The following is a 12,316-nucleotide window of genomic DNA, read 5'->3' as shown; positions in this document are numbered from 1 at the left end:
CGTGTTGTGAGCGACAGACCTCAGCGCGCCGACGCCCGGCGCAACGCGGCCGCCCTGCTCGACGCGGCCGCTTCGGTCTTCGTGAGCGCGGGGGTGGAGGCGCCGATCCGGGACATCGCGGCCGCGGCCGGGGTCGGCACGGCGACGATCTACCGGCACTACCCGACCCGGGCCGACCTGATCGTGGCGGTCTACCGGCACCAGGTCGAGGCGCTGGCCGAGGCCGGGCCCGCCCTGCTGGCCGAGGGCCCGGCGCCGTACGGCGCGCTGGCCCGCTGGATCGAGGTGTTCGTCGACTTCGTGATCACCAAGCAGGGGCTGGCCGCCGTTCTCCAGTCGGACGACCCCTGCTACGACCCGCTGCACTCCTACTTCGTGGAACGGCTCGTGCCGGTCTGCACGGAGTTGCTCGCGGCGGCGGCCGCGGCCGGGGAGATCCGGGGCGACCAGGACCCGTACGAGCCGATGCGCGGGGTCGGCAGCCTCTGCGCGGGAGCCGGGAAGAACATCCGGTACGACGCTCGGCGGCCGGCCGGGCTGCTGGTGGCCGGATTGCGCTCGTCACACTGACAGCGTGGGCGGGAAACCTGTGGATTAACCCGGCCCGGATCGGGAGACTACCGGGTCATGGCACATCGCAGTCGACTCTCGACCTTTCTGATCGACGCGCCCCGGGACGAGGCCCCGCGGGCGGCCGACTTCTGGTCGCAGGCGCTCGGCGTGCCGGCCACGCCCGTGCCCGGCGAGGAGCAGTTCATCTCGCTGCGCGGCGTGATGCCCGACCACGATCTGGCCGTGCAGGCCGTCGACGACGCGCCCCGCTACCACTTCGACATCGAGACCGACGACGTCGAGGCCGAGACGGCCCGGCTCGTCGGGCTCGGCGCGGTCGAGGTGAACCGCTGGCTCGACTGCGTGATCCTGCGCGCCCCGGGCGGCCACCTGCTCTGCGTGATCCCGCCGCACAGCGACCCGTCGACCTTCGACCGTCTCGCCAAGAGCTGGTCCTAGTCGACGGTCAGCTTCATGCCTTCGTGGGAGGCCACGAAGCCGAGCGACTCGTAGAAGCGGCGCGCCTCGCTGCGGCGCTTGTCGGTGGTCAGCTGGACGAGGCCGGCGCCGTGCTCGCGGGCGCGCGTCATGGCGTACGCCATCATGGCTCTTCCCAGACCGCCGCCGCGACGGTCGGCACGGACCCGGACCGCCTCGATGGTCATGCGTTTCGTCCCGCCCCGGCTCAGGCCGGGGATGAAGGTGAGCTGGCAGGTCGCGATGACCTCGCCGTCGTCGCCGACGATCAGCTCGTTGTTCGGGTCGGCGTCGATCTGCTCGAAGGCGGCCCAGATCGTCGCGTCGACGTCCTCCGACACGAAACCGCGCGAACGGCTGATCTCGTCATCGGCCAGCAGGGCCAGAATCGCGGGCACATCGGCCCGTTCGGCGATCCGGAACATCGGCACCTCTCCCTTTCCGATCGTTGCTCGGGCACGATGTTCGCCATGAAGGTGCTGCTCAGGGTCTATCGCGGGATCGTATGGCTGGCCAACTCGCCGGGCACGCTGATTCTCTCGTACGCCATTCTGATCGTGGTCTGCGGTGTGCTCTTCTCGATCTTCGAGGAGGGCAAGTCGCTGGGCGACGCGATCTGGTGGGCCGTCGTCACCGCGTCGACCGTCGGGTACGGCGACATCTCGCCCGCGTCATGGCAGGGCCGGGTGATCGCCGGGCTGCTGATCTCGCTGATGGTGCTGGTCGTGATCCCGCTGATCACCGCACATTTCGCCAGCAAGCTCATCGTCGACCGGGACGTCTTCCGGCATGAGGAGCAGGAGGAGCTCAAGCAGAACCTGCGGCATGTGCGGGCCCTGCTCGAGCAGATGGCGGCGCGTGAGGGGATCACTTCGCCGGACAGCGCAGCCCCTCCTGCGGCACCTTCAGATCGATGAGGTAGCCGTCGACCGCCTGCACGATGCACTGCGTGCTCGGGTAGGCCGTGTGGCCCTCGCCCTCCCAGGTCAGCACGTGGCCGACGCCGAGCATCGAGGCGAGATCGGCGGTGTTCTCGTACGGGGTGGCGGGGTCGCCGGTCGTGCCGACCACGACGATCGGCGGGGCGCCCACGGCCGCCGCGGCCGGGTAGGGGTCACGGTCGCCCTTCCAGACCGCGCACGGCAGCATGCCGACCGCCATCGAGCCGCCGAACAGCGGGTATTTCTTGCGCCACTCGCCCTGGAGCCGGCGCACCTCTTCGACCGTCGGCGCGTCCTTGGTGTCGGAGCAGTTCACCGCGAGGTTGGCGTCGAACAGGTTGCTGTACGTGCCGTCGGGCTTGCGCTCGGCGTACTGGTCGGCGAGCTCGAAGACGCCCTCGGCGTCGCCCGTCTTCAGGTCGGCGATCGCCTTGGCCAGCGCCGTCCAGCCGGTCTCGGTGTAGAGCGAGGACACCACGGCCACGAAGATCCAGCCGGAGGTGGCGCTGCGGCCGTCGGCGCCCTTGACCGGCTTGGTGTCGGCCGCCTTGAGCGCGTCGGTGACGGCCTTGCGCGCGTCCGGGGCGATCGGGCAGTCGGCGGTGTTGGCCTTGCACCAGTCGGTGAAGTTGGTGAACGCGCGCTCGAAGCCCTTGGCCTGGGTCTCCGAGCCCTCGATGAAGCTCTGCTTGGGGTCGACCGCGCCGTCGAGCACGAGCGCCCGGATCTTGGTCGGGAAGAGCTGGGCGTACGTGGCGCCGAGCAGCGTGCCGTACGAATACCCCAGGTAGGTCAGTTTCTCGTCGCCGACCGCGCCGCGGATCGCGTCCATGTCCTTGGCCGCCTGCACGGTCGCGAACGTGGCCAGCTGGGCCGCGCCGTATTTCTGGGCGCAGCCGTCGGCGATCTTCTCGTTCAGCGTGACCAGCTGGTTGTAGGCGGCCTGGCTGACCGGGTCGGGCACGGCGGCGAAGCTCGCGTCCTGGTCGGTGGAGCTGATGCACTTGACCGGGTCGGAGCGGCCGACGCCGCGCGGGTCGAAGCCGATGACGTCGAACTTGTCGGTGATCTCGGTCGGCAGGCCGCCGAACTGCTGGCCGAACGACAGGTAGACCGCGGTGTCGATGCCGGAGCCGCCCGGACCGCCCGGGTTGATCAGCAGTGAGCCGGTCCGCTGTTTCTGCGTGGCCGACCGGATGCGGATCATCGCGATCGCGTATTTCTCGCCGTTGCCCGGGTCGGACCAGTCACGGGGGACGGAGACCTTGGCGCAGTCGTACGTCATGCCGGCCGCGCCCCGGCCCACGAGCTGGTCGGGGATCTCGGGGCAGGGCTGCCAGTCGGCGCCGCTCGCGGCCGCGGAAGAGGACGAGCTCGGCGGCGCTGGTGTGGCGGTCTCGCCCGACCCGTCCGGGGCGAACGAAGGCACGGTGCAGCCCGAGACGGTGACCACGAGCGCGGCGGCGACGGCCAGGAGAGAGCGGCGCACGATGGACCTTTCGTCGGCGGACTGACCCTCGAAGGCTATCCGGTGAGTCTGACAATCCGCCGTCAGCGGCTGGTCAGCACCTCGGCCAGGTTGAACTGGACCGGTCGTTCGAGCTGCTCGTACGTGCACGAGTGCGGGTCACGGTCCGTACGCCACCGTTCGAACTGGGCGGTGTGCCGGAACCGGACACCCTCCATGTAGTCGTAGCGGACCTCGACCACGCGCTCGGGCCGCAACGGCGTGAACGACAGGTCCTTGCCGTTGTTCCAGCGGCTCACCTCGTTCTTGCGCGGCGTGCGTTCGCCCTGCTCGTGGGCCGCCCAGTTCCACGGATGGCCCTCGAACTCCGTCACTAAGGGCTGCAATTCCTTGAAGAGCTCTTCCCGTACGGCCATGGGGAAGCTCCCGATGACGCCGACCGACACGAGCACGTCGCGCTCGTCGTAGAGACCGAGGAGCAGCGAGCCGATGCGGTCCTCGCCGGACTTGTGCACCCGGTATCCGGCGACCACGCAGTCGGCCGTGCGCTTGTGCTTGATCTTGAACATGACCCGCTTGTCGGGGGTGTAGACCAGGTCCCGCGGCTTGGCGATGAGCCCGTCGAGGCCGGCCCCCTCGAACTCGGCGAACCAGCGCCGCGCGGTTTCCCGGTCGTCGGTGGCCGGCGTGACGTAGACCGGGGCCTTGGCGCCCTTGAGGACGTCGGCCAGCCGGGCCCGGCGCTCGGCGAACGGCAGCTCGGTCAGATCGTCGTCGCCGAGCGCCAGCAGGTCGAACGCGACGAAGCTGGCCGGGGTCTGCTCGCTGAGCAGCTTGACCCGGCTCGCGGCCGGGTGGATGCGCTGCTGGAGGGCCTCGAAGTCGAGGGTGTTGCGCTCGGTGTCGGCCACGATGACCTCGCCGTCGATCACCGCCCGCTCCGGGAAGTTGGCCAGGACGGCCTCGACGACCTCGGGGAAGTAGCGGGTCATCGGCTTCTCGTTGCGACTGCCGATCTCCACCTCGGCCCCGTCGCGAAAGATGATCGACCGGAAGCCGTCCCATTTGGGCTCGTAGAGCTGTCCGGGCGGGATCTCGGCGACGGGCTTGGCGAGCATCGGCTTGACCGGTGGATTGATCGGCAGCTCCATCGCCCCAGTCTGCCGTCTCACCCCGTCCTCTGGGGGGCTGGCGGCTCCGGCGTAAGCGTGTAATTTTGTAATCACGCTTACCGGGGAGGTTCAGCAATGAGATTCCGACAGGGACCGCCGGGACGGGTCGAGCCGCCGAACGCCGACGACGCCGCGGCCTGGGTCGCCGGCGCGGTGACCGACGGCTGGTTCACCGAGCGGCCCGAGGTCGTCCTCGACCGCGACGAGATCATCATTTGGGGCCGGGTGGCCGCGCCCGACCTGGGCGAGAGCGCCACCGACGCCGACCGGGCGGCCGCACAGGCCGGCCGGATCAACCAGTTCCGCGAGGACACCCGCAACGACCGCATGCGGGTCGCCCGCCAGATCGAGCACCGCTACCAGCGCAAGGTTGCCTGGGGCGTGCGCTGCGGCGACACCAACGAGCTGTTCACCCACCTGGCCGCGCCGGTGATGACCCGGCTGCGCCAGCCCGAGCGGCAGATCCTCGACACGCTGGTCGACGCCGGCGTGGCCCGCTCCCGCTCCGAGGCGCTGGCCTGGTGCGTGAAGCTCGTCGGCCAGCACACCGAGGAGTGGCTGTCCGACCTGCGCTCGGCCATGAGCAAGGTCGACGACCTGCGGAAGCAGGGCCCTTTGTAGGGTGATCCACGTGCTACGTGAGGTCACCGCCATCCGCTATGTCACACCCCTGCGCGAGGGCGGCTCGCTGCCCGGCGTCGTGGAAGCCGACGACCTCGGCACGTACGTGGTCAAGTTCCGCGGCGCCGGGCAGGGCCCGAAAGCGCTCGTCGCCGAGGTGATCTCGGGCGAGCTGGCCCGGCGCCTCGGCCTGCCCGTGCCCGACATGGCCGTCGTCCAGCTCGACCCGGTCGTGGCCCGGGCCGAGCCCGACGAAGAGGTCCAGGAGCTGATCAAGGCGAGCGCCGGGGCCAACCTGGGCATGGACTTCCTGCCCGGCGCGCTCGGCTACGACCCGGTCGCCCACCCCGTGGAGGCCGGGCTGGCCTCACGGGTGCTGGCCTTCGACGCGTTCGTCGAGAACGTCGACCGCAGCTGGCGCAACCCCAACCTGCTGATCTGGCACAACGCCCTGTGGCTGATCGACCATGGCGCGACCCTCTACTTCCACCACAACTGGCCCCGCGCCGAGGCGGTGGTGCACCGCCCGTACAAGTGGGACGACCACGTGCTGAAGCCGTACGCCACGGCCCTGGCCACCGAAGGGCCGGCCCTGGCGGCCCGGCTCACCCCGTCGCTGATCCGCGAGGCCGTCGACCTGGTCCCCGACGAGTGGCTCGACGACGGCGGCAAGGACGCCTACATCTCCCATCTGACCGCCCGCGCGGCCGAGCCGGAGGCGTGGCTGCCATGAGGGTCCCGTACGAGTACGCCGTCATCCAGGCCGTCCCGCGCATCGAGCGAGGCGAGCTGATCAACGTGGGCGTGGTCCTCTACTGCCAGCGCCGCGACTTCCTGCAAGCCCGCACCCACCTGCACGAGGACCGCTTGCGAGCCCTCGACCCGCAGGCCGACACAAAGGCGATCGGCGAGGCCCTGGCCTCATGGTCGGCCACCTGCACCGGCGCCGGCGCCGCCTCCGCGATGAGCCTGGGCGAGCGCTTCCGCTGGCTGGTGGCCCCCCGAAGCACGATCCTGCGAGCCGGCCCGGTCCACATGGGCCTGGCCATCGACCCGGCCGAGGAGCTGCAACGCCTGGAGAACATCCTGGTGCGGTGAGCGCGACCAACGGTCAGTAGTGATAGCGAGCTTGAACGACGATCAGGTTCTCGCCGCGCACGGTATAGACGAGCCGATGCTCGTCGGTGGTCCGCCGCGACCAGTAGCCGCTGAGGTTCTCGGTCAGTCGCTCCGGCTTCCCGATGCCATGCCCGGGGCCGCGCAGAGCTTCATCGATCATTCGATTGATCCGGCGAAGCATCTTGGGGCTCACCCGCCCAGGAGATGTAGTCCTCCCAGTCTTGCCGAAGGCGACGTTCACGGGGCTTGACGCTCCGTCTCCTCCGCATCGGAGATCAGTTCATGCCGCTCGAACTCACCGGCCTCCACCCGGGCCACGCTGTCGAGCGGCCGCCGCGCGTTCGCCGGCGACCTGAGCAGGTACCGCGTCTCCACCGATGATCGCCATAGCTGCTCGGGCACGAGGAAGGCTGTGCCCGACTTCGAGACGATCTCCACCGCTTCTTCATCGTCGTTGACTTGCTCGATCAAGGGGAAGAGCCGCTTCCGCGCCTCGCTCGCCGATATGGCCACAGCCCACAGTATCGCCTGGCACCAGACTGACGCGGGAGCGCCGAAGGCCGCCCGGCGGGAAACCGGGCGGCCTTCGTTGTGGCTGAGGGTCAGGCGGTGCGGCGGCGCCGGGTGTACCAGACGGAGGCCGCGCCGGCGGCGACCAGGAGGCCGCCCAGGGCGACCAGCGTGCTCATCGGCGCGCCGGTGACCGGCAGGGCTCCGCCGGCGCTGACGCCGCCGCCCGGGGCCGTGGTGGCCGGGGCCGCGCCGGCCGGGGTCTCCGCCGGCACGGTGTCCGTGTTGGCGGTCGGCGTGGTGGTGGCCGGGGTGCTGGGCGTGGCCGAGCTGGGGGCCGGCGTGGTCGGGGCCGGGCTGCCGTAGCCCGGGTTGCCACGGGTCGGCGTGTCGGTGTCGGGCGCCTCCGTGCCGTATCCGGCGGCGCCGCCCGGGCGGGCCGGGTCGGTCGTCGTCATCGCGACGCGCGGCTGAGCGGCCTGGTCGGCGGTGGCCACGGCGGGCGACCCGCCGAGAGCCAGCGCGGCGGCGATCGTGAGACCGGCGGTGGGCAGTCCGACGGCGACGATGCGGCGAAGTGAGCTCATGAGGAGTTAATCCGTTCTGTGGCGATGTGCATGGTCCGAGAGGGGAGCTTAACGGCAAATGCCCGATTTACCCTTTAAGCCGCCTCGGCGGGTCATCATCCCGGAAGACCACCGAAACGGTGACTCCGCCACAGATGGGACAAAGCGAACATTTTGCCCTCGAATTTGGGGTCGGCCGCGAAGAGCTCACCGCTGTACGGGGCCCGAAGGCGCACGCTCGCGCCGGAGTTCAGATAGACCGACACCACCGTGCGCGCGCCGCGCCGCTCGGCCCGCATGTCGGCCACGTCGTCCCAGGTGGCTACGCCGTCCGCGAAAACCGAACGGGTCCGGATGCCGCCCGAACTGATCTGCGTGCCCGTCCGCCCGCGGGCCGCCAGCCCGATCAGCGCGCCGGCCACCGCCGGCCCGACCGCCACGAACGCCCAGCCGGGCCCGGCCGGCAGCGCAAGATCCGCCCAGGTCAGGACCGCTACCAGCAGCCAGAGGCCGGCGTTCGCGATCGATCCGAGAAAGAGCCCTCGCCCGAGGGCCTGCTGCCAGGTGGGCCGGAACATGGCCGCCGATGCATCGTCCATGCCCTGGTTCAACGGACGTCGCGAGACCCGGGGCCGCACCCCCGGTGCGTCGTACCTTTGAAGCATGGCAACGAACGACACCACCCTGCCCACCACCGAGGACGAGTGGCGGGTCCGCCTCTCCCCCGACGAGTTCCGGGTGCTTCGCCAGGCGGGCACCGAGGCGCCCTGGTCCGGGGAGTACGTCGACACCAAGACCGAGGGCATGTACAACTGCCGCGCGTGCGGCGCCGCCCTCTACCCCAGCGACGACAAGTTCGACTCACACTGCGGCTGGCCCTCGTTCGACGACGCGATCCCCGGTGCGATCAAGGAGATCAACGACTACAGCCACGGCATGGTCCGTACGGAGATCCGCTGTGCCAACTGTGACTCGCACCTGGGTCACGTCTTCCGCGGCGAGCACATGACCGCGAAGAACACCCGGCACTGCGTCAACAGCCTGTCGATCCGCCTGGAGCCGAAGGCCTAAGGACGACGCGACGGCGCCTGGCCGGCCAGTTCCACGGCCTCGACATCATCGTCGAGCGGCCCGCCGGGCACCGGCGTAGCGACGCTGTCGGTGACGTCGAGCGCGGCCGTGTCGAAGGCGACCAGGAACGGCGGCCGGCCCTGGCTGGCCGCGTAGATGCGGCCGATGTACTCGCCGAGCAGGCCCAGGCAGATCAGCTGGATGCCGCCGAGCAGCAGGACCGCCACGTAGAGCGAGGTCCAGCCGGGCACGACCGCGTCGGCCAGCCACGTGATCAGCGCGACGATCATCAGCACGACGCACAGGAAGAAGCTGAACAGGCCGAGCCAGGTGGCGATCTTCAGCGGGGCCGCCGAGAAGCTGGTGACGCTGTCGAGCGTCAGCTTGATCATCTTCGACAGCGGGTATTTCGTCTCGCCGGCCACCCGCTCGGCCCGCACGTAGGGCACCTCGGCGCTGCTGAAGCCCAGCGACGGCACGATCAGCCGGTAGACCGGGCGCGGCTCGGGCAGCCCGTTGAGCACGTCCACCACGGCCCGGCTCATCAGCCGGAAGTCGCCGGCCTGGTCGGAGACCCACGGGCCGACCAGCTTGCGCATCACCCGGTAGTACAGGCCCGCGGTCTGGCGCTTGAACGCCGTGTCGGTGCTGCGGTCGCTGCGCACCCCGTAGACCACGTCGACCTTTTCGCGGCGGGCCGCGGCCAGCATCTCGCCGATCACCTCGGGCGGGTCCTGCAGATCGGCGTCGATGCTCACCACGTACGCACCCTTGGCCGCCCGCAGACCGGCCCGCAGCGCCGTCTGGTGCCCGACGTTGCGGCGCAGCGCCACCACCCGCAGCTGGGGCCACTCGGCGCGCAGCTGCATCAGCCGTGAGACGGTCGCGTCGCTGCTGCCGTCGTCGACGGCGACGACCTCGTACGAGTCGCCGAGTCCGTCGAGCACCGGGCGCAGGCGGGCGACGAAGTGATCGACCGCTTCGCGCTCGTTGTACATCGGTGTGACCACGGAGAGTGTCACCGGTGACAAGAGCATGAGTGACCTCTTCCTGCTAGCGCCGGTCGTGCCGGTCATCCGTCGGCCGGAAGACTAGCTTCACCCGGCAACCGCCGTCTGCCCTGGCTGTGCGGCTTGCCCGGTGCGAACCAATTCCTCGACCACGTACCGCAGGCCGCTCTGCGAAGTCTGCCAGCCCGAACTGGACGTGACGACCCATCCGTCACCCAACTCGGGTGCGTACGTGTCGCCGGAAACCGCCAGGTCGACGCGGGTACGCAGGAGGTGGTCGGCCAACGGCAGGAAGGCCGTGTAGACCGCCTCGCCGCCGATCACCCAGACCTCCCCTGTGAGGTCCACCTCCTCCACCGAGTGGACGACTTCCGCCCCTTCGGCCGACCACGAAGGGTCACGGGTCAGTACCACGTTGCGCCGGCCGGGCAGCGGCCGGAAGCGCTCCGGGAGCGAGTCCCACGTCGCCCGCCCCATGACCACTGTCGCGCCGCCGGTGCGCTCCCGGAACATCCGCTGGTCCTCGGAGAGCCGCCACGGGATCGCGCCGTTCGCGCCGACCACCCGGTCGTGCGCCTCGGCCCAGATCATGTGCACCGTCATACCGCGACGGGCGCCTTCAGCGCGGGGTGGTGCTGATATCCCACGACCTCGAAGTCCTCGTACTCGTAGTCGAACAGCGACGGCCTCGAAGCGATTTTGAGCTGCGGGAACTCGTACGCCTCACGGGACAGCTGCTCCCGTACCTGCTCGACGTGGTTGTTGTAGATGTGGCAGTCGCCACCGACCCAGATGAAGTCGCCCGGCCGCAGGCCGGCCTGATCGGCCACCATCCGGGTCAGCAGCGCGTAGCTGGCGATGTTGAACGGCACTCCCAGGAACAGGTCGGCGCTGCGCTGGTAGAGCTGGCAGGAGAGCCGGCCGTCGGCCACGTAGAACTGGAACATGGCGTGGCAGGGAGCCAGCGCCATCTCCGGCAGGTCGGCCACGTTCCACGCCGAGACGATCATGCGGCGGGAGTCGGGGTCGCGGCGCAGCGTCTCGAGGATGCCGCTGATCTGGTCGATGTGGCCGCCATCGGGCTTGGGCCAGGAGCGCCACTGCACCCCGTAGACCGGGCCCAGCTCACCCGAGGGCGAGGCCCACTCGTCCCAGATCGTCACGCCGCGCTCGCGCAGCCAGCCGACGTTGCTGTCACCCCGCAGGAACCACAGCAGCTCGACCGCCAGCGACTTGAAGTGCACCCGCTTCGTGGTGATCAGCGGGAAGCCGGCCGACAGGTCGTAACGCAGGCGCTCGCCGAACAGGCTGACCGTGCCGGTGCCGGTGCGGTCGCTTTTCGGGGTGCCGGTGGCCAGGACCCGGCGCAGCAGGTCCTCGTACTGGGTGTCGACGGGCATGGCAGCCAACCTACCCGCCGGGCGGGCCCACCCTGGGGTGGGACCGTCCGGCGGGTCCCGGTAGCGGCCGGCAACCGGGATCTCCACCCCTCAGGTGGCCAGGGGTGGAAAAGCAACCTAGCTCGCCCAGCTGTCCGACATCTGCGGGATGTGCTCGTTGAGCGACTGGAGGTCCCGCTGGGACCGGGTCTGGTCGGGCGGCGGCGCCTGGTCGGCGACGAAGCCGAGGTCGGCGCCCATCTGCTGCCACCGTTCGTAGAGGATCTGGTCCTGGAGCACGCTGCGGACGTCCTGGTGCGCCGCCCGCAACTCTTCCAGGGCGGCCTCGTACCGGGCGACCCGGGTGTGCAGGTCGGCGGTCTCGTACGTGGTCATGGAGCCAGATTAGCGATGAAAGCGAGTTTTATTCGCTTTTCAGGCGAGAGCCGATCGAGACGATCCGCTGCGCGAGGTGGTCCAGCGCGGCGTACTGCGCGTCACCCAGAGGGGCGTCGTTCGTGCCGCCGGTGACGTGCGAGACGCCGTACGGGTTTCCATCGGCGAACTTGAGCGGGTCGGTGTAGCCGGGAGCCACCACGATGCCGCCGAAGTGGTAGATCGTGTTGTACAGCGCCAGCAGCGTCGACTCCTGGCCGCCGTGCGCGGTCATCGAGGCGGTGAAGCCCGCGTACGCCTTGTTGGCGAGCAGACCCTGGCCCCACTGCGGGCCGAGCGTGTCGATGAACTGCTTGAGCTGGCTCGCCACGTTGCCGTACCGGGTCGGCGAGCCGAACAGCACCGCGTCGGCCCAGACCACGTCGTCGGCCGTGGCCTTGGGCTCGTTCTTCGTCTTGTCGAAGTGCTGGCTCCAGGCCGCGTTGGACGCGATCGCCTCGGCCGGGGCGAGCTCGGGGACCTGGCGCAGACGCACCTCGGCCCCCGCCTTCTCACCCGCTTCGGCCAGACGCTCGGCCATCTTGTGGATGGTTCCGGTGGACGAGTAGTAGATGACTGCGAGCCGCGTACCGGCCATGGTTGCCTCCTCGAAGATCTGCCTGCCAAGTCAAGCGAATCTCCGGTGCAGTACGGCCGAAACTGCGAAACCCCTCACACGAGAAGCTCGTCACCCACCTCGTCGTCGAACCAGACGCCGCCGGTGGCCAGGTAGCGGAACCGGTAGCGGCCGGGGCCGACGGTCACGCTGACCGTGCGGGTGCCGTCGCGGCGCGGCTTGAGCTCGTGCCGTCCCGGCTCCCACTCGTTGAACGTGCCCACGACGCTGACCTGCCCGTCGACCGCCGCCTGGGGCAGGCAGAAGGTCACCCGGGTCTTGTTGCCGAACAGCTTGCTCCGCTTGATCATGAAGGCCTCCACACCTCGGGCTTCCATCCGTACAACGCCCGGGGACGATACGGGTGACGCCGCGCCGC

At 69.9% G+C, this 12,316-nt stretch carries 20 protein-coding genes; 7 read left to right on the top strand and 13 right to left on the bottom strand.

Annotated features, from left to right (window positions below):
- The first annotated feature begins 6 nt into the window (after positions 1-6).
- Positions 7-570 carry a TetR/AcrR family transcriptional regulator gene (locus CRP55_RS22805; RefSeq protein WP_097322162.1) on the top strand — a complete coding sequence of 188 codons (564 nt, stop codon included), beginning with the start codon at positions 7-9 and terminating at the stop codon, positions 568-570.
- Between the two features lie 57 nt (positions 571-627).
- Entirely contained in the window at positions 628-1,011 is a 384-nt protein-coding gene (locus CRP55_RS22800; RefSeq protein WP_097322161.1) for a VOC family protein, read from the top strand.
- On the opposite strand, the gene CRP55_RS22795 is transcribed toward CRP55_RS22800, so the two are convergent.
- Positions 1,008-1,454, bottom strand: a complete 447-nt coding sequence (locus tag CRP55_RS22795; RefSeq protein ID WP_097322160.1) for a GNAT family N-acetyltransferase — start codon at positions 1,452-1,454, stop codon at positions 1,008-1,010. The genes CRP55_RS22800 and CRP55_RS22795 overlap by 4 nt on opposite strands.
- A gap of 45 nt (positions 1,455-1,499) precedes the next feature.
- On the opposite strand from CRP55_RS22795, the gene CRP55_RS22790 reads away from it, so the two are divergent.
- Positions 1,500-1,946 carry a potassium channel family protein gene (locus tag CRP55_RS22790; RefSeq protein WP_097322361.1) on the top strand — a complete coding sequence of 149 codons (447 nt, stop codon included), beginning with the start codon at positions 1,500-1,502 and terminating at the stop codon, positions 1,944-1,946.
- Here the strand turns inward: CRP55_RS22790 and CRP55_RS22785 are convergent.
- Complete coding sequence (locus CRP55_RS22785) at positions 1,897-3,459, bottom strand: alpha/beta hydrolase (protein WP_097322159.1); 1,563 nt, start codon at positions 3,457-3,459, stop codon at positions 1,897-1,899. The two genes, CRP55_RS22790 and CRP55_RS22785, sit on opposite strands and share 50 nt — an antisense overlap.
- Positions 3,460-3,521: 62 nt before the next feature.
- Positions 3,522-4,589, bottom strand: coding sequence for an ATP-dependent DNA ligase (locus CRP55_RS22780; RefSeq protein ID WP_097322158.1), 1,068 nt, complete (start codon positions 4,587-4,589; stop codon positions 3,522-3,524).
- Positions 4,590-4,685: 96 nt separating this feature from the next.
- Here CRP55_RS22780 and abmR point away from each other — a divergent pair, with 96 nt between their 5' ends.
- Genes abmR through CRP55_RS22765 form a run of 3 tightly spaced genes read left to right on the top strand, consistent with a single transcriptional unit; the run spans position 4,686 to position 6,329 of the window.
- A complete protein-coding gene (abmR, locus tag CRP55_RS22775) occupies positions 4,686-5,231 on the top strand; it encodes an ATP-binding transcription factor AbmR (RefSeq protein WP_097322157.1) in 546 nt (181 codons plus the stop codon).
- A gap of 10 nt (positions 5,232-5,241) precedes the next feature.
- The gene (locus CRP55_RS22770) at positions 5,242-5,964 is read left to right on the top strand and encodes a HipA family kinase (RefSeq protein WP_097322360.1); all 723 of its coding nucleotides are present in this window, start codon (positions 5,242-5,244) and stop codon (positions 5,962-5,964) included.
- Positions 5,961-6,329, top strand: a complete 369-nt coding sequence (locus CRP55_RS22765) for a DUF3037 domain-containing protein (RefSeq protein ID WP_097322156.1) — start codon at positions 5,961-5,963, stop codon at positions 6,327-6,329. Before CRP55_RS22770 ends, CRP55_RS22765 begins: the two co-directional genes overlap by 4 nt.
- A gap of 13 nt (positions 6,330-6,342) precedes the next feature.
- Here the strand turns inward: CRP55_RS22765 and CRP55_RS22760 are convergent, their stop codons facing one another.
- The 4 genes from CRP55_RS22760 to CRP55_RS22745 all read right to left on the bottom strand — a co-directional run bounded on the left by CRP55_RS22760 (position 6,343) and on the right by CRP55_RS22745 (position 8,025).
- Complete coding sequence (locus tag CRP55_RS22760) at positions 6,343-6,543, bottom strand: Txe/YoeB family addiction module toxin (RefSeq protein ID WP_245923312.1); 201 nt, start codon at positions 6,541-6,543, stop codon at positions 6,343-6,345.
- Between the two features lie 44 nt (positions 6,544-6,587).
- Complete coding sequence (locus tag CRP55_RS22755; protein WP_097322155.1) at positions 6,588-6,863, bottom strand: type II toxin-antitoxin system Phd/YefM family antitoxin; 276 nt, start codon at positions 6,861-6,863, stop codon at positions 6,588-6,590.
- 89 nt (positions 6,864-6,952) lie between these two features.
- Complete coding sequence (locus CRP55_RS22750) at positions 6,953-7,447, bottom strand: LPXTG cell wall anchor domain-containing protein (protein WP_097322154.1); 495 nt, start codon at positions 7,445-7,447, stop codon at positions 6,953-6,955.
- Positions 7,448-7,542: 95 nt separating this feature from the next.
- Entirely contained in the window at positions 7,543-8,025 is a 483-nt protein-coding gene (locus tag CRP55_RS22745; protein ID WP_097322153.1) for a PH domain-containing protein, read from the bottom strand.
- Positions 8,026-8,089: 64 nt separating this feature from the next.
- Here CRP55_RS22745 and msrB point away from each other — a divergent pair, with 64 nt between their 5' ends.
- Entirely contained in the window at positions 8,090-8,497 is a 408-nt protein-coding gene (gene msrB, locus CRP55_RS22740; protein WP_097322152.1) for a peptide-methionine (R)-S-oxide reductase MsrB, read from the top strand.
- Here the strand turns inward: msrB and CRP55_RS22735 are convergent.
- From CRP55_RS22735 to CRP55_RS22710, 6 genes are all read right to left on the bottom strand, one after another.
- Complete coding sequence (locus CRP55_RS22735; RefSeq protein WP_097322151.1) at positions 8,494-9,534, bottom strand: glycosyltransferase family 2 protein; 1,041 nt, start codon at positions 9,532-9,534, stop codon at positions 8,494-8,496. The two genes, msrB and CRP55_RS22735, sit on opposite strands and share 4 nt — an antisense overlap.
- A 60-nt stretch (positions 9,535-9,594) precedes the next feature.
- Positions 9,595-10,110 (bottom strand): dihydrofolate reductase, encoded by a 516-nt coding sequence (locus CRP55_RS22730; RefSeq protein ID WP_097322150.1) that lies wholly within the window; start codon positions 10,108-10,110, stop codon positions 9,595-9,597.
- On the bottom strand, positions 10,107-10,907 hold the full coding sequence (locus CRP55_RS22725) for a thymidylate synthase (RefSeq protein WP_097322149.1): 801 nt from the start codon (positions 10,905-10,907) through the stop codon (positions 10,107-10,109). Before CRP55_RS22725 ends, CRP55_RS22730 begins: the two co-directional genes overlap by 4 nt.
- Before the next feature lie 117 nt (positions 10,908-11,024).
- Positions 11,025-11,282, bottom strand: a complete 258-nt coding sequence (locus CRP55_RS22720) for a hypothetical protein (protein ID WP_097322148.1) — start codon at positions 11,280-11,282, stop codon at positions 11,025-11,027.
- Positions 11,283-11,310: 28 nt separating this feature from the next.
- A complete protein-coding gene (gene wrbA, locus CRP55_RS22715; RefSeq protein ID WP_097322147.1) occupies positions 11,311-11,919 on the bottom strand; it encodes an NAD(P)H:quinone oxidoreductase in 609 nt (202 codons plus the stop codon).
- A 74-nt stretch (positions 11,920-11,993) separates the two neighbouring features.
- Positions 11,994-12,248 carry an early set domain-containing protein gene (locus CRP55_RS22710; protein ID WP_097322358.1) on the bottom strand — a complete coding sequence of 85 codons (255 nt, stop codon included), beginning with the start codon at positions 12,246-12,248 and terminating at the stop codon, positions 11,994-11,996.
- Positions 12,249-12,316: the final 68 nt, after the last annotated feature.

This window comes from Paractinoplanes atraurantiacus (genome assembly GCF_900215205.1).
GTDB classification, from domain to species: domain Bacteria; phylum Actinomycetota; class Actinomycetes; order Mycobacteriales; family Micromonosporaceae; genus Actinoplanes; species Actinoplanes atraurantiacus.
The sequence above is the reverse complement of the archived record's forward strand: the minus strand, read 5'-3'. Positions and strand labels throughout refer to the sequence as shown.

Bases quoted from the DNA above. Each gene is read 5' to 3' on its own strand.
- CRP55_RS22720 (WP_097322148.1), bottom strand. From the start codon at position 11,282: ATGACCACGTACGAGACCGCCGACCTGCACACCCGGGTCGCCCGGTAC.
- CRP55_RS22790 (WP_097322361.1), top strand. From the start codon at position 1,500: ATGAAGGTGCTGCTCAGGGTCTATCGCGGGATCGTATGGCTGGCCAAC.
- CRP55_RS22800 (WP_097322161.1), top strand. From the start codon at position 628: ATGGCACATCGCAGTCGACTCTCGACCTTTCTGATCGACGCGCCCCGG.
- CRP55_RS22780 (WP_097322158.1), bottom strand. From the start codon at position 4,589: ATGGAGCTGCCGATCAATCCACCGGTCAAGCCGATGCTCGCCAAGCCC.
- CRP55_RS22710 (WP_097322358.1), bottom strand. From the start codon at position 12,248: ATGATCAAGCGGAGCAAGCTGTTCGGCAACAAGACCCGGGTGACCTTC.
- CRP55_RS22725 (WP_097322149.1), bottom strand. From the start codon at position 10,907: ATGCCCGTCGACACCCAGTACGAGGACCTGCTGCGCCGGGTCCTGGCC.
- CRP55_RS22750 (WP_097322154.1), bottom strand. From the start codon at position 7,447: ATGAGCTCACTTCGCCGCATCGTCGCCGTCGGACTGCCCACCGCCGGT.
- abmR (WP_097322157.1), top strand. From the start codon at position 4,686: ATGAGATTCCGACAGGGACCGCCGGGACGGGTCGAGCCGCCGAACGCC.
- CRP55_RS22745 (WP_097322153.1), bottom strand. From the start codon at position 8,025: ATGGACGATGCATCGGCGGCCATGTTCCGGCCCACCTGGCAGCAGGCC.
- CRP55_RS22795 (WP_097322160.1), bottom strand. From the start codon at position 1,454: ATGTTCCGGATCGCCGAACGGGCCGATGTGCCCGCGATTCTGGCCCTG.
- CRP55_RS22765 (WP_097322156.1), top strand. From the start codon at position 5,961: ATGAGGGTCCCGTACGAGTACGCCGTCATCCAGGCCGTCCCGCGCATC.
- msrB (WP_097322152.1), top strand. From the start codon at position 8,090: ATGGCAACGAACGACACCACCCTGCCCACCACCGAGGACGAGTGGCGG.
- CRP55_RS22730 (WP_097322150.1), bottom strand. From the start codon at position 10,110: ATGACGGTGCACATGATCTGGGCCGAGGCGCACGACCGGGTGGTCGGC.
- wrbA (WP_097322147.1), bottom strand. From the start codon at position 11,919: ATGGCCGGTACGCGGCTCGCAGTCATCTACTACTCGTCCACCGGAACC.
- CRP55_RS22735 (WP_097322151.1), bottom strand. From the start codon at position 9,534: ATGCTCTTGTCACCGGTGACACTCTCCGTGGTCACACCGATGTACAAC.